General features: G+C 59.9%; 18 protein-coding genes, 2 tRNA genes and 2 pseudogenes. 5 read left to right on the top strand and 17 right to left on the bottom strand.

The annotated features are described in order from the left end of the window. Window positions 1-203: 203 nt before the first annotated feature. Together MEB48_RS11220 and MEB48_RS11215 are read left to right on the top strand one after the other, a co-directional pair. A tRNA-Leu gene (locus tag MEB48_RS11220) sits at window positions 204-290 on the top strand. 165 nt (window positions 291-455) lie between these two features. After that, window positions 456-542: transfer RNA gene (locus tag MEB48_RS11215), tRNA-Leu, on the top strand. A gap of 209 nt (window positions 543-751) precedes the next feature. On the opposite strand, the pseudogene MEB48_RS29390 reads toward MEB48_RS11215, so the two are convergent. From MEB48_RS29390 to MEB48_RS11155, 13 genes and pseudogenes are all read right to left on the bottom strand, one after another. Next, window positions 752-1,267: pseudogene (locus MEB48_RS29390) on the bottom strand (methyl-accepting chemotaxis protein); the annotation flags it as partial. A gap of 390 nt (window positions 1,268-1,657) precedes the next feature. After that, window positions 1,658-1,711: pseudogene (locus MEB48_RS29385) on the bottom strand (hypothetical protein); the annotation flags it as partial. Window positions 1,712-2,824: 1,113 nt separating this feature from the next. Then, window positions 2,825-4,114: an adenylosuccinate synthase gene (locus MEB48_RS11205; RefSeq protein WP_237884313.1), complete on the bottom strand. Its 1,290-nt coding sequence runs from the start codon at window positions 4,112-4,114 to the stop codon at window positions 2,825-2,827. Window positions 4,115-4,168: 54 nt separating this feature from the next. After that, window positions 4,169-5,356 (bottom strand): ATP phosphoribosyltransferase regulatory subunit, encoded by a 1,188-nt coding sequence (locus MEB48_RS11200; protein WP_038978713.1) that lies wholly within the window; start codon window positions 5,354-5,356, stop codon window positions 4,169-4,171. Window positions 5,357-5,668: 312 nt separating this feature from the next. Next, window positions 5,669-6,538, bottom strand: a complete 870-nt coding sequence (gene hflC, locus MEB48_RS11195; protein WP_237884312.1) for a protease modulator HflC — start codon at window positions 6,536-6,538, stop codon at window positions 5,669-5,671. Then, the gene (gene hflK, locus MEB48_RS11190; protein WP_237884311.1) at window positions 6,538-7,710 is read right to left on the bottom strand and encodes an FtsH protease activity modulator HflK; all 1,173 of its coding nucleotides are present in this window, start codon (window positions 7,708-7,710) and stop codon (window positions 6,538-6,540) included. Before hflK ends, hflC begins: the two co-directional genes overlap by 1 nt. 96 nt (window positions 7,711-7,806) lie before the next feature. Continuing rightward, on the bottom strand, window positions 7,807-9,108 hold the full coding sequence (hflX, locus tag MEB48_RS11185; RefSeq protein ID WP_030128331.1) for a ribosome rescue GTPase HflX: 1,302 nt from the start codon (window positions 9,106-9,108) through the stop codon (window positions 7,807-7,809). A 12-nt stretch (window positions 9,109-9,120) separates the two neighbouring features. Then, window positions 9,121-9,381: an RNA chaperone Hfq gene (gene hfq / locus MEB48_RS11180; RefSeq protein ID WP_007902656.1), complete on the bottom strand. Its 261-nt coding sequence runs from the start codon at window positions 9,379-9,381 to the stop codon at window positions 9,121-9,123. Between the two features lie 96 nt (window positions 9,382-9,477). Further along, the gene (gene miaA / locus MEB48_RS11175; protein ID WP_237884310.1) at window positions 9,478-10,449 is read right to left on the bottom strand and encodes a tRNA (adenosine(37)-N6)-dimethylallyltransferase MiaA; all 972 of its coding nucleotides are present in this window, start codon (window positions 10,447-10,449) and stop codon (window positions 9,478-9,480) included. Beyond that, window positions 10,449-12,359, bottom strand: coding sequence for a DNA mismatch repair endonuclease MutL (gene mutL / locus MEB48_RS11170; protein ID WP_442969083.1), 1,911 nt, complete (start codon window positions 12,357-12,359; stop codon window positions 10,449-10,451). Before mutL ends, miaA begins: the two co-directional genes overlap by 1 nt. Next, window positions 12,356-13,786 (bottom strand): N-acetylmuramoyl-L-alanine amidase, encoded by a 1,431-nt coding sequence (locus MEB48_RS11165; protein WP_030128335.1) that lies wholly within the window; start codon window positions 13,784-13,786, stop codon window positions 12,356-12,358. Before MEB48_RS11165 ends, mutL begins: the two co-directional genes overlap by 4 nt. Beyond that, the gene (gene tsaE, locus MEB48_RS11160; RefSeq protein WP_237884309.1) at window positions 13,787-14,257 is read right to left on the bottom strand and encodes a tRNA (adenosine(37)-N6)-threonylcarbamoyltransferase complex ATPase subunit type 1 TsaE; all 471 of its coding nucleotides are present in this window, start codon (window positions 14,255-14,257) and stop codon (window positions 13,787-13,789) included. Further along, complete coding sequence (locus MEB48_RS11155) at window positions 14,245-15,744, bottom strand: NAD(P)H-hydrate dehydratase (RefSeq protein WP_237884308.1); 1,500 nt, start codon at window positions 15,742-15,744, stop codon at window positions 14,245-14,247. Before MEB48_RS11155 ends, tsaE begins: the two co-directional genes overlap by 13 nt. Before the next feature lie 63 nt (window positions 15,745-15,807). Here MEB48_RS11155 and queG point away from each other — a divergent pair, with 63 nt between their 5' ends. Continuing rightward, window positions 15,808-16,914: a tRNA epoxyqueuosine(34) reductase QueG gene (queG, locus tag MEB48_RS11150; RefSeq protein WP_237884307.1), complete on the top strand. Its 1,107-nt coding sequence runs from the start codon at window positions 15,808-15,810 to the stop codon at window positions 16,912-16,914. A gap of 135 nt (window positions 16,915-17,049) precedes the next feature. Here the strand turns inward: queG and MEB48_RS11145 are convergent, their stop codons facing one another. Both MEB48_RS11145 and orn read right to left on the bottom strand, forming a co-directional pair. Then, window positions 17,050-17,661: a trimeric intracellular cation channel family protein gene (locus MEB48_RS11145; protein ID WP_030128339.1), complete on the bottom strand. Its 612-nt coding sequence runs from the start codon at window positions 17,659-17,661 to the stop codon at window positions 17,050-17,052. Between the two features lie 196 nt (window positions 17,662-17,857). After that, window positions 17,858-18,400, bottom strand: coding sequence for an oligoribonuclease (gene orn / locus MEB48_RS11140; RefSeq protein WP_237884306.1), 543 nt, complete (start codon window positions 18,398-18,400; stop codon window positions 17,858-17,860). 107 nt (window positions 18,401-18,507) lie between these two features. On the opposite strand from orn, the gene rsgA reads away from it, so the two are divergent. Further along, on the top strand, window positions 18,508-19,539 hold the full coding sequence (rsgA, locus tag MEB48_RS11135) for a small ribosomal subunit biogenesis GTPase RsgA (RefSeq protein ID WP_007902636.1): 1,032 nt from the start codon (window positions 18,508-18,510) through the stop codon (window positions 19,537-19,539). An 85-nt stretch (window positions 19,540-19,624) separates the two neighbouring features. On the opposite strand, the gene motB is transcribed toward rsgA, so the two are convergent. Next, a complete protein-coding gene (gene motB, locus MEB48_RS11130) occupies window positions 19,625-20,656 on the bottom strand; it encodes a flagellar motor protein MotB (RefSeq protein ID WP_237884305.1) in 1,032 nt (343 codons plus the stop codon). Between the two features lie 3 nt (window positions 20,657-20,659). Beyond that, window positions 20,660-21,511, bottom strand: a complete 852-nt coding sequence (motA, locus tag MEB48_RS11125) for a flagellar motor stator protein MotA (protein ID WP_095052878.1) — start codon at window positions 21,509-21,511, stop codon at window positions 20,660-20,662. A 164-nt stretch (window positions 21,512-21,675) separates the two neighbouring features. On the opposite strand from motA, the gene MEB48_RS11120 reads away from it, so the two are divergent. Continuing rightward, window positions 21,676-23,208, top strand: a complete 1,533-nt coding sequence (locus tag MEB48_RS11120; protein WP_237884304.1) for an HDOD domain-containing protein — start codon at window positions 21,676-21,678, stop codon at window positions 23,206-23,208. Window positions 23,209-23,320: the final 112 nt, after the last annotated feature.

Genomic DNA, 23,320 nt, shown 5'->3' with positions numbered 1-23,320 from the left:
ATGCGGGTTAGTTTGGCATAGGCGTAATGAAACGGGAAATTTCAGGCTATGACAGCCCATCTAAAGCCTTTTATCGACATCGAAAAGCCGATTTGAATACCATTGGAGAAATTTTCCAGGTTTTTTCGATATCGGGGGTTTACAGTTAAAAAGACGCTCCGTATAGTGCGCGCCATCGACGACGCAGACGCGCTGCCGATACTGCCCAGATGGTGAAATTGGTAGACACGCCAGCTTCAGGTGCTGGTGACCGCAAGGTCGTGGAAGTTCGAGTCTTCTTCTGGGCACCAATTTCGAGCTTGAGATTAGTTCAATTTCAAGGCTCACACAAAAACCCGCGAAAGCGGGTTTTTGCATTTCAGGCTTCCGGTTTATTAAAATTAAATCAGGGGTTTACAGATCAAATTGCTCTCCGTATAGTGCGCCACATCAACAGCGGCAACGCTGAAGATTATGCCCAGATGGTGAAATTGGTAGACACGCCAGCTTCAGGTGCTGGTGACCGCAAGGTCGTGGAAGTTCGAGTCTTCTTCTGGGCACCAATTCAAATTCAAGGTCACGACCTTGAATTTCACAGAAACCCGCGAAAGCGGGTTTTTGCGTTTCTGGCTTTCAGAAATTGAGCTGCTGAAAAGCTTCGCGGGCAAGCCCGCTCCTACAGGGTTTGTGTCGTGCGCAAATTACGCGAACGACACATACCCTGTAGGAGCGAGGCTTGCCCGCGAAAGCGTCAGAACTGCAGACAAAAAACTTAAGCCCTGAACTGCCCCAGGCTCGCCTTCAACTGCGCCGCCAAGCCATCCAGCACCTTACCGCTGGCCGTGGTCTCCACCACCGCCTGAGCAGCCTTTTCAGCTTGAGCATGAATGGTCTCAACCCGCCCACGCACCGCCTGCGCACCTTGCGCCTGATGCGCTGCGGCCTGGGTCGCCAGACCGATTGCCGCATGCACCTGCTCGACCGACACCTGCACTGACTGCTGCAACCGCGCACTGTCGCGCAACACCAACAAACCTTCACTGGCCTGACGCCCGGCCTGTCCGATGGCCGCAACGGCTTCGCGAGCGCCCTGCTGCAACGCTACGATGTGGGCCTGAATGTCGCCGGTTGAGCTCTGAGTCTTGCTCGCCAGTGCCCGCACCTCATCCGCCACCACGGCAAACCCGCGACCGGTCTCGCCGGCACGCGCTGCCTCAATGGCTGCGTTCAACGCCAGCAAGTTGGTTTGCTCGGCAATCCCGTGAATCACCGTCAACACCACTTCAATCTGCTCACTCTGCTGTGCCAGGTGCTCGATGACTTTCGAGCCCGTGTCGACCTGTCCGGCCAACGCCTCGATCAGGCTGCCGACTTTCGCCGAGGTCCGAGTGTTTTCATCCGTGGCTTGACGAATACCCACCACCTGCTGCAAAGCAGCCTGCATGGCGTGGCTTTCAGACTGAGCTTCGTCAGCCATTTGCGACAAGGCGCGCAAGCTTTCGGCCACTTCATCACGCTGCATGCCCGCCGCTGCATCCGCACCGGCATTGCGCAAGGTCATGGCGCCAATTTCCACGCCGGTACGCTGGGCCACATCGCCCGCCTCCCGCACGATCGGCTGCAACTTATCCACAAAGCGATTGACCGCCGAGGCCATGTCGCCGATCTCATCCTGACTGTTGATCTGCACACGCTTGGTCAGATCGCCCTCACCTGCCGCCAGGTCATCCATGGCAGCGATCAGCAGCTTCAAACGGTTGACCACTCGACGACCCAGCACCACCGCCAGCAACAGCAGCACACCAAAACCCACCACCGCCAGACCCATGCCGATGCGCCAGCGCAAAGTCCCGGCAGCTTCCTGAACGGCAGTGGTGGTATTGGCTTTCATTTCAGTGGCGGTGGACTGCGCCGATTGCAGACGCCCGCGCATCGCCGTTGCGCTGTCAGCCGCTGCGCCCTTGAGGCTATCACCCACCAACTGATCGCCACTGGCGATCAGTGCCGAGAAACGCTTGTCCAGCGCCGCCAGATCGGCTTCCACGGAGGCGGTCGAGACCCCCATCAAGACCTTGCCGATCTCCACCCCATTGGGGTTGATCGAGGCCTCGAGGTAGTAGACCGACGGATCATTCTTCGCCGCATCCAGCACCTTGTCCAGCGCCCGCTCGCCCTGGCCTTTTTCCAGAAGCGCCTTGTTGATCGGGTTCTCCCGGTTGAGGTAGCGCGTCAGATGCTGGCCCGTGGCGTCGTCGTAGACCACGAACAACACATTGGGATTACGCTGGGCTCGGCGAGCGAATTCGGACAGGGTCGGAATGTCGCTGTCCCACATGGCGCGGGGTGCGACCGAGGCCAGAAGCTGCGCCATGTCATTGGCCGAATCCTTCAGGTCCTTCTCCAGCGTCGTACGCAGTTGCGCCTGCTCATCCTTCAGACGCGAAGACAACCCGGCCGTCAGGCGCTGACGGGTACTGGTGGAGAGGTTATCCAGGCTCGACGTGACCTCACGCCCTGCCTGCTCAAGCTCACCAGAGAGCTTTTGGCTATCGGCATCCAGGCGCATACCCAAATCAACTTCCAGCGCAGTCACCGTGCTCCGGGTCAGAGCGACAGCCACCAGCACCTGCACCAAAAGGGCGATACCAAGGGTAACGAACACAGGCCGCAAGAGACGGCTTTGTAACAGTGAGAGAACGGCCGACACTGAAAATCCCTCTGCTTAAACGCCATTAAATTGATGGCACTTTGAAGGAGATATTCGCAGCAAAGGTCATGCCGTCCAACAGGCATAAACGACAAAGGCCCCAATTAAGGGGCCTTTGTCTTTTACATCAACGACTTATTAAGCGAACGGATGACGCAGAACGATGGTTTCGTTGCGGTCCGGGCCCGTCGAAATAATGTCGATCGGCGCACCGATCAGCTCTTCAATGCGCTTGATGTAAGCACGGGCGTTAGCTGGCAACTCTTCCAGGGTTTTGGCACCCACAGTCGACTCTGTCCAGCCCAGCACTTCTTCGTACACCGGCTGCAAGCCTATGTAGCTGTCAGCGTCAGTCGGGGCAACATCCTTACCTTCTGCATCTTTGTAGCCGATGCAGATGTTGATGGTTTCCAGACCATCGAGTACGTCCAGCTTGGTCAGGCAGATGCCCGAGATGCTGTTCACATCGATAGCGCGACGCAGGATAACGGCGTCGAACCAGCCACAACGACGAGCACGGCCGGTAGTCGCACCGAACTCGTGACCTTGCTTAGCCAGGTGCGCACCGACTTCGTCGAACAGCTCAGTCGGGAATGGACCCGAACCTACACGTGTGGTGTAAGCCTTGGTGATACCCAGGATGTAGTCCAGGAACATAGGACCAACGCCCGAACCGGTAGCAACGCCGCCAGCGGTGGTGTTAGAGCTGGTCACGTATGGGTAGGTGCCGTGGTCGATGTCCAGCAACGAACCTTGGGCGCCTTCGAACATGATGTCTTTGCCAGCGCGACGCAGGTCGTGCAGCTCGGCAGTCACGTCCAGCATCAGCGGCTTGAGCAGTTCAGCGTATTCTTTGCACTCGGCCAGGGTCTTGTCGAAGTCGATGGCTGGCTCTTTGTAGAAACCGACCAACATGAAGTTGTGGTATTCCACCAGTTCACGCAGCTTGGCTTCAAAGCGCGGCATGTTGAGCAGATCGCCTACGCGCAGACCGCGACGGGCAACCTTGTCTTCGTAAGCCGGGCCGATGCCGCGACCGGTGGTGCCGATCTTCAGCTCGCCACGGGCCTTTTCACGGGCCTGGTCCAGCGCTACGTGATAGGACAGGATCAGCGGGCAGGACGGGCTGATACGCAGACGCTCGCGCACCGGTACGCCTTTCTCTTCCAGCTTGATGATTTCCCGCAGCAGGGCATCGGGTGCAACCACCACGCCATTGCCAATCAGGCACTGCACGCCTTCGCGCAGCACGCCCGACGGGATCAGGTGCAAGACGGTTTTTTCGCCGTCGATCACCAGGGTGTGGCCAGCGTTGTGGCCACCTTGGTAGCGCACTACGGCGGCAGCATGTTCGGTCAGCAGATCAACGATCTTGCCTTTGCCCTCATCACCCCATTGGGTGCCCAGGACTACGACATTCTTACCCATAACACTTGTCCTCATTCGCGCAAACTTGGTGCCGGCGGCGGCCGGCAGGAAAACTCAAGAAGCCAGCGGCAATACTTGCCAAAGCCCGTTCTGCTGAATCAATTGCCGGTCGCAGTCCGCTTCACGGGCGGCGGCCAAAAGCTGTCCAGGCAATGCCTGAACGACACGCTGACCCTCACTGCGCAACTGGCAAACCTGCTGCCAGAGTGCTGCATCCGTACTGTCAGGCATCCAGATACCGCCAGACGGTAGCTCGACTTCAGCACGCCCCAGGGTCACCAGGGTTTTCAAATCGGTAGAGAAACCAGTTGCCGGACGGGCACGACCGAAATCGGCGCCGATGTCGTCGTAACGACCGCCCTGTGCAATGGACTGGCCAACACCCGGGACGAACACGGCGAACACTACACCTGTGTGGTAGTGGTAGCCGCGCAACTCGCCCAGGTCGAAATACAGCGGTAATTCCGGGAAACGCGTGGACAGACGCTCGGCAATCGCCAGCAAATCGTCCAGGGCCGCCAGCACGGGCGCCGGCGCATTGGCCAGACGCTCACGCGCTGCGCTCAACACTTCACGGCCGCCACACAGGTCGACCAGCGCTCGCAGCATCCCCGACAGATCGGCAGGCAGGCCTTCGGTCAAGGTAATGACCTCGTCGATGGCTTTACGTTGCAACGCATCGAACAACTGTTGCTCGACTTCGCCGGACAAACCGGCGGCGCGGGCCAGGCCGCGGTAGATGCCAACATGGCCGAGGTCCATGTGTACATCCGGCACATCGGCCAGCTGCAGCATGGCCAGCATCAGGCTGATGACTTCCACGTCGCTGCTCGGGCTGGCATCGCCGTACAACTCGGCGCCCAGTTGAATCGGGCTGCGCGAGGACGATAAGGCACGCGGCTGAGCATGCAGCACGCTACCGGCATAACACAGACGGCTCGGCCCTTCGCGACGCAGGGTATGCGCATCGATGCGCGCCACTTGCGGCGTGATGTCGGCACGGAAACCCATCTGCCGGCCCGACTGAGGGTCGATGACCTTGAAGGTACGCAGATCGAGGTCCGAACCTGCGCCGGTCAGCAGGGATTCCAGGTACTCGATATGGGGAGTCACGACAAACTCGTAACCCCAGCTCTGGAACAGATCCAACACCTGGCGACGCGCTACTTCGATGCGCGCAGCTTCTGGTGGCAGTACTTCTTCGATGCCATCTGGCAGCAGCCAGCGGTCTACCGTTGCCATTACGCCATTCCCCTATGATCCGGGCGACAAGCCTTTGGGCGAGCCTTGAGTGAAGCAGAAAATGATCGGCCCATGTGCAAACCACGCGCATGAACAACGGAGCGAAAAGCCTGAATCGGCTTCGCTAACCACTTTCCTCGAAAAACCTGTCGAGTCATTCAACTCGGGCACCTGCATAAAAACAGCAATCAAACGTGCAGACGCAAAAAAGCCGGGAATTTCCCGGCTGCCGCATCATACACACGTTTTCCCAAAGGATCACCCCGCCGGAGATTTTAGCCGCCCGGCGGGATGGTTCAGGTCAACGTCGCATCAAGGCTTGGCTTTTTCCAGATAACGGAAGAAGTCGCTGCCCGGGTCGAGGACCATGACGTCGGATTTGTTCGCGAAGCTTTCACGGTAGGCACGCAGGCTACGGTAGAACGCGTAGAACTCCTGATCCTGGCCGTATGCCTTGGAGTAGATCGCAGCAGCCTGGGCATCACCGTCACCGCGAACCTCTTCAGATTCACGATAGGCTTCAGCCAGCAGCACGCGGCGTTGACGGTCGGCGTCGGCACGGATGCCTTCGGCCAGCTCGTTACCCTTGGCGCGGTGCTCGCGGGCCTCACGCTCACGCTCGGTGCTCATACGCTCGAACACGCTGCGGTTCACTTCCTTCGGCAGATCGATGGTTTTGACCCGGACATCGACCACTTCGATGCCCAGCTCTTTTTCCGCCATCTTGTTCAGCGAAGAGGTGATGTCTGCCATCAGCGCATCACGCTCACCGGACACCACTTCGTGCAGGGTGCGCTTACCGAACTGGTCACGCAGGCCCGATTCCAGACGACGGGAAAGACGCTCGTCGGCAATCTGCTTGAGGCCGGAAGTCGCGGTGTAGAAGCGCTCGGCATCTTTCACGCGCCACTTGGCGTAGGCATCGACCATCACGGCTTTCTTTTCCAGCGTCAGGAAGCGTTGTGTCGGTGCATCCAGCGTCATCAGGCGCGCGTCGAATTTGCGCACCTTGTTCACGTAAGGCACCTTCATGTGCAGGCCCGGCTGAACATCGGTCTGGACCACGCGACCGAACTGCAGCATCACCGCGCGCTCGGTCTGAGCCACGATGTAGAAGCAGTTCCAGGCAACGATCGCCACGACGACGCCGACAATAAGGGCGATCAGCGATTTATTGCTCATCAGCGACTCTCCCTGGTACGTGCTTGCTGTTGCTGCAGATCAGCTGCCGCACGCGCATTCACTTCATTGCTGCTGGCTGCCGCACCGGTCACCGGAGCACCGGGGCTGCGACCACTGTCGATCATCTTGTCCAGCGGCAAGTAGAGCAGATTGTTCTGGCCTTCCTTGTTGCCGGTCACGAGAACCTTGCTGGTGTTGCTGAAGATTTCCTGCATGGTGTCCAGGTACAGACGCTGGCGGGTGACTTCAGGGGCCTTGCGATATTCGGCCACCAGCTTGGTGAAGCGATCAGCCTCACCCTTGGCGCGGGAGACGGTCTCGTCGCGGTAACCATTGGCATCCTCGAGGATGCGCTGGGCCTGACCACGGGCTTCCGGCACGACGCCGTTGGCGTAGGTTTCAGCCTGGTTGCGCGAACGCTGCTCGTCTTCACGGGCGCGGATCACGTCGTCGAAGGCTTCCTGAACTTCACGCGGTGCAGCTGCGCTCTGTACGTTGACCTGGGTGACGGTGATGCCGGTGCGATAGGTATCGAGGAAGCGTTGCAGACGCTCCTTGATTTCGCTGGCCATCAATTCACGACCTTCGGTCAGCACCTGATCCATGGCGGTAGAACCCACCACGTGACGCAAGGCACTGTCGGTCGCATGCTGCAGGCTGATTTCCGGCTGATCGACATTCAGCACGAAGTCCTGCAGGTTGCTGATCTTGTACTGCACGGTCAGCGGCACTTCGACGATGTTTTCGTCTTCAGTCAGCATTTGACCCTGCTTGGTATAGGCACGCTCACGCGTGACGTTTTCCATGTACTTGCGATCAATCGGCGGGAAATAGATGTTCAGGCCCGGGCCGACAGTTTCATAGTATTTGCCGAAGCGCAGCACTACGGCCTGCTCCTGCTCGTCGACCACGTAGACAGCGCTGTACAGCCACACGGCTGCCAGCACGACCAGGCCGATGCCGAGCAGGCCGCCGAAGCCGCCACTCCTGCCCGAACCGCCGCCCTCGTCACCGCGTTTTTTACCACCACCGAACAACCCGTTCAGGCTTTCCTGCAGCTTTCGGAAGGCCTCGTCGAGATCCGGTGGTCCCTTGCGGTCGCCGTTATTGCGGCGCTTGCCACCCCAAGGATCCTGATTATTCGAGTTGCCACCCGGCTCATTCCAAGCCATAGCGCTCTCCATCTGATAAAGCAAAGACGCACCCACGGCGCGCCGACCAATGCTACAGAATGCCTGTCACCGCGGCACAACCGCTTTCTCAGGCTTTTATTGCAAAGTGTGTTGCTCGATGAACTCCATCGGTTGCAGACCTTCGCGGCTTACGAGTCGATTCAACTCGATCCGTGGCAAGCGAACAGCCAGCAAGCTGATGCCTTCTTCGTCGTGTTCTTCTTTTTGCACCGCACCGAGTTCGAAAAACTGCGCCCGCAGTCGAGCAAAACGTTGCGGCAAGCGCAAGGTGCCGACAAACAAATCACTGCCTAACAGTTCCGCCACAGCTTGCTTGAGCAGGTCCAGGCCGGTACCGTCCTTGGCCGACAACCAGACCCGCTGCGGTTTGCCATCGGCATCGCGCTGGATCTGCGGCTCAACACCCTCGAGCAAATCGAGTTTGTTGTATACCTCAAGGATCGGCAAGTCTTGTGCCCCGATCTCCCCGAGCACCACCATGACCTGTTCAATCTGGGCCATCCGCTCAGGCTCGTGCGCATCGATCACGTGCAGCAGCAGGTCAGAGTTGCTCGACTCTTCGAGCGTAGCCCGAAATGCCTCGACCAGCTTGTGCGGCAGGTGGCGAATGAAGCCCACAGTATCGGCCAGCACGATCGGCCCGAGGTCGTCGAGTTCGAGTCGGCGCAAGGTCGGGTCGAGGGTAGCGAATAGCTGGTCGGCGGCGAAGACGTCGGAATCGGTGACCGAGTTGAACAGCGTCGATTTGCCGGCGTTGGTATAACCCACCAGTGAAACCGTCGGTATGTCAGCACGTTTGCGCCCGCGACGAGATTGCTCGCGCTGGCTGCGGACCTTTTCCAGACGCCCCTTGATCTGCCGCAGGCGAACCCGCAACAGGCGCCGGTCGGTTTCCAGCTGGGTTTCACCCGGACCACGCAGACCGATACCGCCCTTCTGCCGCTCAAGGTGAGTCCAGCCGCGAACCAGCCGCGTACTCATGTGTTCAAGCTGGGCCAGTTCAACCTGGAGCTTGCCTTCATGGGTGCGGGCGCGTTGGGCGAAGATATCGAGAATCAAACCCGTGCGGTCAATTACGCGACACTCGAAAATACGTTCGAGGTTACGTTCCTGACTGGGCGTGAGGATGTGATTGAAAATCACCAGATCGACCTGTTCGGCACTGACCAGGTCGCGTAATTCTTCGACCTTGCCACTGCTAATCAGGGTTTTGGCGGTTGGCCGATGACGCGGCACGTTAAAAAACGCGACGGTCTCGGCGCCTGCCGACATTGCCAACTCCTGAAACTCCTGCGGATCTTCGCGCGCCTCAGGGTCCTGACCATCCAAGTGAACGAGAATGGCTCGTTCACCACCACCGTGGCGCTCAAAGAACAAAGGAGACTCCTATCAGGCGTTACCTGGCTCAGCGTCACCTGCTTCGGATTCGGTTGCGCTAGGCAGACGAATTGGACGAACCGGCACCACTGTAGAGATAGCGTGTTTGTAAACCATTTGGCTAACGGTGTTTTTCAGCAGGATGACGAACTGGTCGAAAGACTCGATCGTGCCTTGCAGTTTGATCCCGTTGACCAGGTAGATGGAAACCCCCACTTTCTCTTTACGTAAAGTATTCAAGTAAGGGTCTTGTAGCGAATGCCCTTTTGACATGTGCCGCACTCCTTTAAGGATTCAATATAAAAAAATAGGTAAAAACAGATGGCTTGGGCCGTCACACCCCCAAGGATAGACGGCAATTGCAAGGACTCAGCTCAATATGGAGATGGTCCCGAGGTATTTCAAGGCGCGCGGCAGATTGTCGCAATCGAGGCTGTCCAGCCAGTGTAAATCAGCCCAACTGCGTAGCCAGGTGAACTGGCGCTTTGCCAATTGGCGCGTGGCAATGATTCCACGCTCCTGCATCTCGGCTTGCGTCAGCTTGCCATCCAGGTAATCCCAGACTTGTCGATAGCCTACAGCACGTATAGACGGCATCCCCGAATGCAGGTCACCTCTATCTCGCAGGGCTACGACCTCGTCGATGAATCCCTGTTCCAACATATTTGTGAATCTTTGTTTAATGCGCTCGTGCAGTACCTGGCGATTTGCCGGAGCGATGGCCAAGTTCGCGACAGTATAGGGCAATTGTTGCAGTCCCGAAGCGGCTGCTTCAGTACTTTGCGCAGATTGTCGCAAGCGTAGCTCAGTCATGCTCTGACCACTGACGCGATAAACTTCCAGCGCTCGACTGAGGCGCTGCGGATCGTTCGGATGAATTCGCGCTGCGGATTGCGGATCGATGACCGCCAATTGATCGTGCAGGGCTTGCCAGCCAAGGCGTGCAGCCTCTTCTTCGATTTGCGTGCGCACGTCCGGATCAGCCGCCGGCATATCGGCCAACCCTTCGAGCAAAGCCTTGTAGTAGAGCATTGTGCCGCCCACCAGCAGCGGAATTTTGCCCCGCGCGGTGATCTCGGCCATGGCCTCGAGCGCATCACGACGAAAATCCGCAGCCGAATAACTCTCGGCCGGGTCGAGAATATCGATCAACCGATGCGGAAATTCGGCCAATAATGCTTTGGACGGTTTGGCGGTGCCAATGTCCATGCCACGGTAAACCAGCGCCGAATCGACGCTGATCAACTCGCAGGGCAGAACCTTGGTGAGTTCGATGGCCAGGTCGGTCTTGCCGGCAGCCGTCGGCCCCATCAGGAAAATCGCAGGAGGGAACTGGCTCATCAACGACCGCGCAAAAACAGTTTGTCCAGATCGTCCAGGCCCAATTGGGTCCAGGTCGGTCGGCCATGGTTGCATTGACCGCTGCGTTCGGTGTTTTCCATGTCCCGCAGCAGACCGTTCATTTCCGGCAAGGCCAGACGCCGATTCGCGCGAATCGCGCCGTGGCAGGCCATGGTGCCGAGCAGTTCGTTCAGGTGTGCCTGAATCCGGTCGCTGGTGCCGTATTCCATCAAATCCGCCAGAACGTCGCTGACCAGTCGATTGGCTTCAGCCTGTTTCAGCAACGCGGGGATTTGCCGGATAGCCAGAGATTCCGGGCCAAGGCGCTGTAATTCAAAGCCCAATCGCTGGAACCAGGCGACATGCTCTTCAGCGCAATCGGCTTCGCGCTGACTGACCGCCAGGGACTCCGGCACCAACAGCGGTTGACCACTCAAGCCTTCACTGGCCATGGCGATTTTCAGGCGTTCGTACATGATCCGCTCGTGGGCGGCGTGCATGTCCACCAGCACCAGGCCCTGGGCGTTTTCCGAAAGAATATAGATGCCCTTGAGCTGCGCCAATGCGTAGCCCAGCGGCGGAATATCGTCCTGCCCGGCCGGCAGCGCGACCGCGTTGGCCTCGGGCAGTGGCGCGAAAAACTCGCGGTAGGCCGCCTGGGCTTCGGCGATGGGTACACCTGATTGAGGCCGCGGCGTGTATTGATACTGATAACCGGCACCCGCGCCCGAGCCCGCCGAGGTGTTAAAAGACGGTTGTGCCTGAGGCTGTTCCAGCAACGCATTGGCCGCCAGCCGCATTTCGCCCTGCGGACCGAACTCACCGGCGTCGAGCCCGGTTGGCCGGACAATGGCCGTCGCGACAGGCGCGGCCAGTTGATCCTCCGGCCGCACATCGCCGAGGGCGCGGTGCAAGGTGCCATAGAGGAAGTCATGAACCATGCGCCCGTCACGGAAGCGCACTTCGTGCTTGGTCGGGTGCACGTTGACGTCGACGCCCGCCGGATCGACTTCAAAAAACAGCACGAACGTCGGGTGCCGACCGTTGAACAGCACATCGCGATAAGCCTGGCGCACCGCGTGGGCCACCAGTTTGTCGCGCACGGCGCGGCCATTTACAAAGAAATACTGCAAGTCCGCCTGGCTGCGGTTGAAAGTCGGCAACCCGACCCAGCCCCACAAATGCAAACCATTGCGCTCGATTTCGATCGGCAGCGCCTGCTCCAGAAAACCCGCCCCGCAGATCGCCGCCACACGCCGGGCGCGGGCCGCATCATCATGGGCTTCATGCAGGCTGAGGATGGTTTTGCCGTTGTGGCGCAGATGGAACGCTACATCGAACCGCGCCAGCGCCAGACGCTTGATCACTTCTTGCAGGTGATCGAATTCGGTTTTTTCGGTCTTGAGGAATTTGCGGCGCGCCGGGGTATTGAAGAACAAATCCCGCACTTCCACCGAAGTACCCACCGGATGGGCCGCCGGTTGTACGCGAGGCGCCATGTCCCGGCCTTCGGTTTCCACTTGCCAGGCCTGATCGGCATCGCGAGTGCGGGACGTCAGGGTCAGACGGGCGACAGAGCTGATGGACGCCAGCGCCTCACCACGAAACCCCAGGCTCATCACCTGTTCAAGATCTTCCAGGTTGCGAATCTTGCTGGTGGCGTGACGGGCCAGGGCCAGGGGCAGGTCATCGGCAGAAATGCCGCTGCCATCGTCGCGCACCCGCAGCAGCTTGACGCCGCCCTGCTCGACATCGACATCGATGCGTCTGGCGCCGGAGTCGAGGCTGTTTTCCAGCAACTCCTTGATCACCGAGGCCGGGCGTTCAACCACCTCACCGGCGGCAATCTGGTTCGCCAGCCGCGGGCTGAGCAGCTCGATGCGCGCCGTGTTGGTCAGCACCTGGTTCATTCTTTGGCCGCCAGTTCAGTGCCGGGAATGGTCAGATGTTGACCGACTTTGAGCTCATCATTTGCCAGGTTGTTGGCGCTGCGCAAGGTGGCCGGCGACACCTGATAGCGCACGGCGATCATCGCCAGGGTTTCGCCGGGGTTCACGCGATGGTCACGCGGGCCTTGGGCGATCTTGCCGGAATCGCGCAGCCAGGCAATGTAGGTGCCCGGCGGTGGATTCTGCTGGAAGAACTGTCGCACGCCGCTGCTGATGGACCGCGCCAGCGCTTGCTGGTGGCTCGATGCCGCGAGTTTCGAGGCTTCGTTGGCGTTGGAGATAAACCCGGTTTCCACCAGGATCGACGGGATGTCCGGCGACTTCAACACCATGAACCCGGCTTGCTCCACGCGCTGTTTGTGCAGCGGCGTGACGCGACCGATGTTGCTCAAGACCTTCTGGCCAACGTTCAGGCTGGAGGTCAGGGAAGCGGTCATCGACAGATCGAGCAGCACGCCGGCCAGCATGCGGTCCTTGTCGTCGAGGCTGACGTTACCGGCACCACCGATCAAGTCGGAACGGTTTTCGCTGTCGGCCAGCCAACGGGCGGTCTCCGACGTAGCGCCGCGGTCGGACAGAGCGAACACCGACGCACCGAACGCAGCAGCCGAAGGCGCGGCGTCGGCGTGGATCGAAACGAACAGGTCGGCGCCTTTCTTGCGGGCGATTTCGGTACGGCCGCGCAACGGAATGAAGTAGTCGCCGGTACGCGTCAATTCGGCGCGGAAGCCTTTCATGCCATTGACCTGACGCTGCAGTTCGCGGGCGATGGCCAGTACCACGTCTTTCTCACGCTGACCGCGAGAGCCCGAGGCACCCGGGTCTTCGCCGCCGTGGCCGGCATCGATTACCACGATGATGTCGCGCTTGCCTGCTGGAGCGGGTGGCAGCTTGATCGCCGGTTCGACAGGCGTGACCGGCACCGCCGGAACCGTTGCGACCGAAGGCGTCGGCGCCGGAGGAGGCGCGGCGTCAGCCGGGTTATCGAACAGATCGACCACCAGGCGGTTGCCGTACTGGGCGTTGGGGGCCAGGGAGAAGCTTTTCGGCGTCACGGCCTTTTTCAGGTCGATGACCACCCGCAGGTCGGTCGGCGTGCGCTGAGCCGAGCGCATGGCGGTGATCGGGGTGTTCGAGGTGTTGACGTTCAGCGGTGCACCGAGGGTCGCGCCATTAATGTCGATCACCAGCCGATCCGGGGCGGTCAGGGTAAAGACGCTGTGCTGGACAGCCCCTGTCAGGTCAAACACCAGTCGCGTGTTATCCGGCGCCCGCCACAGGCGAACACTGTTGACCTTCGTCTCGGCCACAGCGTCGACGGTCACCGCCAAAAACAACAATCCTACGGCAGCAACCAACGCGCGAAAGCGCATACCTAACCCCATCATTTAATTGGATTCCAATGCCAAAGCGGCACACCACGACTCGCCACGCGAGCCCTGGGGCAAAATTTTCAGCGAACGCCCGCTGTCTTGCGGGCTAATGGTAATGGTCAGGTCGGGCTTTGGCAAAAAGCCTGCACCCTTTTGAGGCCATTCGATCAGGCATAGCGCGTCATCTTCGAAATAGTCGCGGATGCCCAGGTACTCCAGCTCCTCCGGATCGACCAGTCGATAGAGGTCGAAATGGAAGGCATGGATTTCTCCAATCTCGTAAGGCTCGACCAGGGTGAAGGTCGGACTTTTTACCGCGCCGGTATGCCCCAGGCCTCGGATGATGCCCCGGGACAGCGTGGTTTTCCCCGCCCCCAGATCCCCCTCAAGAAAAATCAGACCGTGCCCTTGGGTAGTTTTGGCAATACGTGCGCCAAAGTCGCTCATGGCCTGTTCATCAGCCAGGTACAGGGTTACTTCAGACACGGTGCTTGCTCCTCCAACAACTGACGAATGGCTGGAATCAGATCACTGGCCGCCAGCCCACGGCCGAATTTACCTTGTTGCGCACCGGCATTGGCGTGCAGCCAGACCGCCAGGCATGCCGCGTCGTACGCATCCATGCCTTGAGCGAGCAAGGCACCGACCAGACCGGCCAGCACATCGCCCAAACCGGCGGATGCCATGGCCGGATGGCCCTGATGACACAGCGCCAGGCGCCCGTCGGGACTGGCGATCAAACTGCCGGCGCCCTTGAGAATCACCACTGCTGTATATCTTTTGCTCAATGCATGGGCAGAGGCCGGACGATCGGCCTGAACGTCGGCTGTCGAAATCCCCAGTAATCGCGCCGCTTCCCCGGGATGCGGCGTGATGACACAACTCAAGGGCAAGTTCACATGACCTTCGGCCAACAGGTTCAGCGCATCGGCGTCCCAGATTTGCGGCAGCGGTGCACTGGCCGCAGCCGACAACAGACTGCGCCCCCAGGCGGCCTGGCCCAGCCCCGGACCGACGACCAGCACCGTAGCCTTCTCAAGCAAGCCCATTAATTGATTGGCCGACGAAGCGCCGAGCACCATGGCTTCCGGCAATCGCGCCAGGGCGGCCGGAACATGCTCGCTGCGAGTGGCCACGGACACCATGCCGGCACCGCTGCGCAGGGCACTTTGTGCACCGAGCAGAATGGCGCCGCCAAAACCGCGATCACCACCCATCAGCAATACGTGGCCAAAGTTGCCTTTGTGGGAAGTTGGAGCGCGACCGGTCAGACGCGGCACATTACCGGCTGTCAGGCGACGCGCACTGACCGTGGCCCCGATAAATGTCTCGGGGGCGGCTTGCAGATCATTGAATACCAGATCACCCACCAGATCCGCAGCGTCACCGGTGAACAGACCCAGTTTCAAACCGATGAATGTCACTGTCAGGTCAGCCCGGACCGCAACGCCGAGTATGCGCCCCGTATCGGCGCACAGCCCCGAGGGGATATCCACCGCCGCAACCGGCAGCCCACTGGCATTGATCGCGGCGATGACACTGGCGTATGGTTCGCGTACATCACCGCTCAGGCCAGTGCCGAGCAAGGCATCCAGCACAATGCCACGCAATTCTGATTGTGCGCTCCAGCCTTGAATGGCAACGCCTTCGGCTACCGCCTCGGCATGAGCCGACGCGGCATCGCCCTGCAAATGACCGGGATCACCGGCGGCCAGCACCCGAACATGCCAGCCCGCCCGTCGGGCCAGCACGGCCACCAGATAACCGTCGCCAGCGTTATTGCCATGGCCGGCCACCACGCTCAATTCGTGCGCAGTCGGCCAATGGCGAACCAGCGAGCGCCAGGTCGCCCGTGCCGCACGCTGCATCAATTCGAAGCCCGGTGTGCCGGCCGCGATCAGGCCCGCATCAAGTCCTCGGACCTGCGCGGCGCTATACAGCGCGTCGGGTAATTCATCTTTAGTGTGCGGCATGCGTCTACAGGCTCCGATGTCTGGCAGAATTATACGCACCTCAGCTCCGGTTTCTCTCGTCTCATGCCCGCTATTACTACAGACCTGCCCGCCCTCGCCCAATCCATCAAGGACTGGGGCCGCGAGCTGGGCTTTCAGCAAGTCGGCATCAGCGGCCTCGACCTGGCCGAGCATGAGCAGCACCTGGAGCGCTGGCTCGCGGCCGGCTACCACGGCGAAATGGACTACATGGGCGCCCACGGCAGCAAACGCTCGCACCCGGAAGAGCTGGTGCCCGGCACGCTTCGCGTCGTTTCCCTGCGCATGGACTACCTGCCGGGCGACACCGAAATGGCCAAACGCCTGGCCGAACCGGAAAAAGCCTACGTCTCGCGTTATGCCTTGGGCCGCGATTACCACAAATTGATCCGTAAACGCGTGCAACAACTGGCGGAAAAAATTCAGGCGGTGATCGGCCCGTTCGGCTACCGCGCCTTTGTCGACAGTGCCCCGGTGCTGGAAAAAGCCATCGCCGAACAGGCTGGCCTGGGCTGGATCGGCAAAAATACGCTGGTCTTGAACCGCAAGGCCGGCAGCTACTTCTTCCTCAGCGAACTGTTCGTCGACCTGCCGCTGCCGGTCGACCCGCCGCACACCACGGAACACTGCGGCCGCTGCACCGCCTGCCTGGACATTTGCCCGACCAATGCCTTTGTCGGCCCGTATGTGCTGGACGCCCGACGCTGCATTTCGTATCTGACCATCGAACTGAAAAGTGCTATCCCCGAAGATTTGCGGCCATTGATCGGCAATCGGGTATTCGGTTGCGATGACTGCCAGATCGTCTGCCCGTGGAACCGCTTCGCCCGGCCTTCCGGCGAAAACGATTTCAAGCCGCGGCACAACCTCGACAACGCCGAACTGGCCGAACTGTTCATGTGGGACGAAGAAAAATTCCTCAGCAGTACCGAGGGCTCACCGCTCAGACGCGCGGGTTACGAGCGCTGGTTGCGCAATTTGGCGGTCGGGCTGGGTAATGCGCCGTCGAGTATTCCGGTGCTGGAAGCCTTGAAGGCGCGACGCGAGCATCCATCGGAACTGGTCCGTGAACACGTGGAATGGGCCCTGAAACAACACGGCCTCACCGGCAAGCCGGCTCCTACGGGTTCGCGTCGTTCACGGCATCCGTAGGAGCTGGCTTGCCAGCGAAGGCGGCTTCAAGTCATGCCGCACCCATGAAAACGTCTTCGCCGGCAAGCCGGCTCCTACGGAGGGCCGGTGTCGTTCACGGTATCTACGCGATTGCGTACGGCATCTGACGATAGATCAAGCCTCATCGTTATAAACAAACTTCGGCATTTCCCAGTGGAAACGGATTGCCAACAAGCGCAGCAGGAAACCGCCGAACAGGGTGATCAGGATCGCCTGTTCACCGGGTAATTGCAGGTAAATGCAGAGCAGATAGCACCAGGCCGCGGCAAACGAGACGCTGGCGTAAAGCTCGCGGCGGAAGATCAGCGGGATGTCGTTGCAGAAGATGTCCCGCAAAATACCGCCAAACACGCCGGTGATCACGCCGCTGACCGAGGCCACCAGCATGCCGTGGCCCATTTCCAGAGCCGTCATGCAGCCGATCAGGGTGAATGCCACCAGGCCCACGGCGTCGAGCACTAGAAACAGCGAGCGCAAGTGGCGCATCCAGCGCGCGATGAAGATCGTCAGCATCGCCGCGACGGAGGTCAGCACCAGGTATTCCGGGTGTTTGACCCAGGTCAGCGGGTAGTGGCCAAGCAATACGTCACGCACCGAGCCGCCGCCCAACGCCGTGACGCACGCAATCAGCACCACGCCAAACCAATCCATGCCGCGACGGCCCGCAGACAGGGCGCCAGTCATGGCTTCGGCAGTAATGGCGATCAGGTAGAGCATCAGCAACATGGTGGCGGTCCTTACAAGAAGGCGCGCAGTCTACTCAGATCGTCAGGGCACCAAAAGGGGGCATGCACTTTGATAGACCGTGTCGCCTTCTTCGCGGGCAAGTCGGATCGCCGCACCGCTCGCTCCTACAAAAGCATCGCGAACCACCGTAGGAGCGAGGCTTGCCCGCGAAGGCGTCAGATCAGGCACCACCCCATCAGAATTTGATGAAGTTCTTGCGGTAGTGCTGCAGCTCGGCGATCGATTCGCGGATGTCGTCCAGGGCCAGGTGGGTACTGCCCTTTTTGAAGCTGCCGAGTACGTCTGGCGCCCAGCGTGCGGCCAACTCTTTGAGGGTCGACACGTCGAGGTTGCGATAGTGGAAGTAGCTTTCCAGCGCCTTCATGTGGGTATAAAGGAAGCGACGGTCCTGGCAGATGCTGTTGCCACAGATCGGCGACTTGCCTTTCGGCACCCATTTCTCCAGAAAGGCGATGGTCTCGGCTTCTGCTTCGGCCATGCTGATACGGCTGTCGCGAACCCGTTGAGTCAGCCCGGAGCCGCCGTGCTGACGGGTATTCCACTCGTCCATGCCGGCGAGTATCTCGTCGCTATGGTGGATGGCGATCACCGGACCTTCGGCCAAGGTGTTCAAATTACTGTCGGTGACGATGGTGGCCATCTCGATGATGACGTCGGTATCCGGGTTCAGCCCGGTCATTTCCAGGTCGATCCAGATCAGATTCTGCGGGTTTTGCATGAGTCGGCTCCTCGGAGTAGGTGCGCAGTTTAGCCTAGGCTGGTGGCCGGGCGTGCTAAACTCGCGGCCGTTTTACCTAATCGCTGCATTCTCGATACGGAACACCCATGGCCAAACGCCAACTCAATCGTCGTCAAAACTGGCGCATCGAAAAGATTCAGGGCGAGCGCGCTGCCCGCGCCGCCAAACGCGAGTCCTCGGCTGTCGAGGCACTCGAAGGCGGCGACCTGGGCCCGGAACAGACGGGCCTGGTGATCGCGCACTTCGGTGTGCAGGTCGAAGTCGAAGCCCTCGATGGCGAATTGGCCGGCCAGGTATTCCGCTGCCACTTGCGTGCCAACCTGCCAGCGCTGGTGACCGGCGATCAGGTTGTCTGGCGTGCCGGTAATCAGGGCATCGGCGTGATCGTGGCGCAACTGCCGCGCAAGACCGAGCTCTGCCGTCCGGACAGCCGTGGCCAGCTCAAGCCGGTGGCGGCCAACGTCGACTTGATCGTTATCGTCTTCGCCCCGCTGCCCGAGCCTCACGCCAACCTGATCGACCGTTATCTGGTCGCTGCGGAACACGCGGGTATTCGGCCTTTGCTGCTGCTGAACAAATTCGATCTGATCGATGAGCAGAACGCCCCGGCACTGAATGCCTTGCTGGCGGTTTACCGCACGCTGGGTTACCCGGTACTGGAAGTGTCGGCCCACCACGGCAACGGCATGGAGCAGTTGCAGAAACAGCTGGACGGACACATCAGCGTATTCGTCGGTCAGTCCGGTGTCGGCAAGTCATCGCTGGTCAACAGCCTGCTGCCGGAAGTTGATACTCGCGTCGGTCCGTTGTCCGAGCTGTCGGGCCAGGGCACCCACACCACCACCACCGCGCGGTTGTTCCACTTCCCCGGTGGCGGTGAGTTGATCGACTCCCCGGGTATTCGGGAATTCGGCCTGGGTCACGTCAGCCGTGCCGACGTCGAAGCCGGCTTCATCGAATTCAACGACCTGATCGGCACTTGCCGTTTCCGCGACTGCAAGCACGACCGCGAGCCGGGCTGCGCTCTGCTCAAGGCCCTGGAAGAGGGCCGCGTGCAGCAGCAACGGATGAATAGCTATCGCTCGATCATCGCCAGTTTGCCGGAAAGCAGCTACTAAGCAGTCTTGATCATTTTCGTGACGCAACGAAAATGATCAGCAGCCTGCACAAAAAAGCCGACATCACTGTCGGCTTTTTTGTGGCTCACTGCCTGGGCGGCGGCGCAGCCGGTTTCGGCACCGGATCATCAAACAGATTCAAACGCTCGCGCAGCTCATGAGCCGGCAACGGTTCTTTATCCGCCGGCAAGGCATTCGGATCGATTGGCGGCGTGGGCACTTCGCCCGGACCACCCTGCCCTTGCGTCGGCGCTGGTGCCGGTTCTGCACCTTGCGAACCTTCGATGGCACGCTGGGCTTTCTTGGTCAGCACGACGATGTCGATCCGGCGGTTGACCGGGTTGAACGGTTTCTCGCGGTCGAACAGCGCTGACGAGGCGTAACCCACGACTCGTGCTACCTGAGCGTCCGGATAGCTGCCGGCGATCAATGCACGACGAGCCGCATTGGCGCGGTTGGCCGAGAGTTCCCAGTTGCCGAAGTCGCCGGTACCTGAGTACGGCTTGGCATCGGTGTGGCCGCTGATGCTGATCTTGTTCGGCACCGCTTTGATGGTGTCGGCCATGGCCAGCAGGATGTCTTCGAAATACGGCTTCAGACGCGCACTGCCGGAGTCGAACATCGGTCGGTTTTCAGCGTCCATGATCTGGATGCGCAAACCGTCCTGGGTGATCTCGAAGAGGATCTGATCCTTGAACTTTTGCAGCTGCGGATTCTCATCAACCTTGTTCTGCAACTCTTGCAGCAACAACTCCAGGCGCTCTTTCTCGACCTGCTCGGCCATGCCTTCGACCTGCTCGGAGTCGATCGTCACCTTGTCCGGCTGCGGTTGGGATTTCACCTCGGGGTTGAGGGTGCTCTCCGGCGCCAGGGTCGGTGAGCCACCCAGATCGATGATGTACGGCGTGCCGCTTTCAGTAAAACCGACCGGGTCCTTGAAGTAACCGGCAATGGCGATCTTCTGTTCCGGCGTTGCCGTGGACAACAGCCACAACACCAGGAAGAACGCCATCATCGCCGTCGCGAAGTCCGCGAAGGCGATTTTCCAGGAGCCCCCGTGATGCCCGCCCGCGTACTTTTTGACGCGCTTGATGATTATCGGCTGGTTATTTTCCATGACTTAGCGACCGCGAACCGCTTGTTCCAGCTCAGCGAAGCTCGGACGGTGCGCCGGGTACAGAACCTTGCGACCGAATTCCACCGCCAGCGATGGCGGCATGCCGGAAGCTGAAGCGACCAACGAGGCCTTGATGGCTTCGTAGACGTTCAGTTCTTCCTTGGCATCGTGGCCCAGGGCATGGGCCAGCGGGCCAAAGAAACCGTAGGCGGCGAGAATACCGAAGAAGGTACCTACCAGAGCCGCACCTACGTGCAGGCCAATCATTTTCTGGTCGCTTTCACCCAGCGAAGCCATGGTCACCACGATACCCAATACCGCCGCGACGATACCGAAACCCGGCATGGCATCGGCGATGCCGTTGACGGCGTGGGAGGGGTGATCCAGGTCTTCCTTGAGGCTGGTCAGTTCCATGTCGAACAAGCCTTCAAGCTCATGGGGCGCCATGTTGCCGGAAGACATGATGCGCAGGTAATCGCAGATGTACGCAGTCATGCGTTCATCTTTCAGCACTGACGGGTACTTGGCGAAGATCGGGCTCGCAGCGGCATCTTCGATGTCGCCTTCGATCGCCATCATGCCTTCGCGCCGGCTCTTGTTGAGGATCTCGTAAATCAGCCCCAGCACTTCCAGATAGAACGTGTGGTTGAAACGCGAACTGAACATGCTCAAAGCCTTCTTGAACACGTGCATTGTCATGTGACCGGGGTTGGCCTGCAGGAATGCACCAAGGGCTGCGCCACCGATAATCATCACCTCGAAAGGCTGGATGAGGGCGGCAATCTTGCCGTGGGAAAGCACGTATCCGCCGAGCACGCTCGCGAATACGACGATGATGCCGATAATTTTAGCCATAGGTAGGAGAGCACTTACTGAGTCGGGTTCAAGGTCATATTCGGAAGTTAAAAAATCTCTTCTTCTCCTTATCGGCAAAACTGCGCCAGACTGTAGCCCGTTAAGGTGAAAAGCCATTTGGCCCACGCAGGCACAGGTAAAGCAGACGATGATCGCGCCCAGACATGGCTAACGAAATGAACGTCCCCACGCCAAAACCGGCCACGCTCGAAGGCTGGGCCAAACTGCTCGATAGCGTGCGCCTGCCGGTTCCGCAAGACAGTCACGACCGCGTCTGCAAAGCCATCCGCGATAGCCGCAGTTCGCTGCGCGACATCGTCGAACTGATGCAGGACAGCCCGGCCCTGGCCTTGAGCGTGATTCGCGAAGCCAACCGCCACACCCATGGCAGCATGACCGAGCCCGCTGAAAATCTTGAAGTGGCGATCAATCGCCTCGGTTTGAAGCGCACCGAAGAATTGCTCGAGCGCCTGCCCGCCGAACCCCAATCGCAGATCCCTGTCGCGCTACGCCAGCTTCAGTTGATCAGCCAGCACGCCACCCAACAGGCCAATGGTTTTTTTGCCGGTCGCCTGGCGCGGTTGTGGCAGGATATCCACTGGGGCAGCCTGCTGTTTCTTTCGCCACTGTGGCCTATGGCGTTAACCCATCCGCAGTTGCTTGAAGAGTGGGAGCTGCGGGTCATCCATAAAGGTGAATCGGCGCGCAAAGTCGAAAAGCAATTGTTCGGCGTACGCCTGCTGGAAATCTGTCTGACGCTGGTGGACACCTGGCGTCTGCCGATCTGGGTACAGCAGGGCTATCGGCTGCTGCTCAATGAACAACGTGAGTTGGTGAAAGTCTTGCGCATCGCGCGTGACAGCGATCACCCGCTGCGCCAACAGAACCGCCTCGATGACGATCCGACGCTGCGCCGCTGGCTCAATCAGCCCGCCAATACCGTGCTGCTGGCCAACGGGCTGGCATTGTCGGCACAACAGGCGTGGAACAGTCCTCACTGTGAACGCTGGCAGTACCTGACCAGCCTTTACCTGCAAATGCCAATGGATGAGGTGCAGCAACAATTGCACCAACAGGCCACCAACAGTGCCCGCCAACACGCCATGCCGGACCTCTGGCACCCAGCCGAAGCGCTGATCTGGCCGACGGGCATGAACCGTGTTCACGCTGGTTTGTTGCCTGCCCCGGCGCCGACCGCAGAAGACCTGGCGAAGTGGCGTAAACAATGCGCCGAGTTGCTGGTGGAGCCGAGCCGTTTTACCAATGCCATGCACTTGACCACATCGGCCCGAGACGCCCTGGTGGCGTGTGGCATGCGGCGGGTGATGATCCTGATGGCCGACCGCACGCACGCTAATTTGCGTGTGCACCAGACTGCCGGGTTGCCCAAAGAAGTGGCCGGCCTGAACCTGGTGGTCAGCCAGAGTACCGTGCTGCAGCGCCTGCTCGCGCAGCAGGCCCAGATGCGTTTGACGCCAGCCAACAACGCACAATTCTCGGCCCTGTTGCCAGCCAGTCTGCGTTCGCAATTCAGCGGCGAACACCTGCTGCTGCGTTCCCTGGTCAACAACGGTCGGGTGATCATGATCGTGGTGGCGGATCAGGGCGGCGGGCCGTTCTCGGAAATTACCGTGCAAGCGTTCGGCAAAACCGCGCAGTGCATCGAAAAAGCCCTGCACAGCTTTAGCCACCGATAATGTAGGAGCGAGCTTGCTCCGGGCGGCGTTCCGACGAAGACGGCAGCACAGTCAACATTGATGTCGCCTGATATACCGCTTTCGCGAGCAAGCTCGCTCCTACAGGAATTTC

The organism is Pseudomonas sp. PGPR40, assembly GCF_022014505.1.
In the GTDB taxonomy this organism is placed as follows: domain Bacteria; phylum Pseudomonadota; class Gammaproteobacteria; order Pseudomonadales; family Pseudomonadaceae; genus Aquipseudomonas.
Note: the sequence above shows the minus strand (reverse complement) of the source record. Positions and strands in the feature narration are given on the sequence as shown.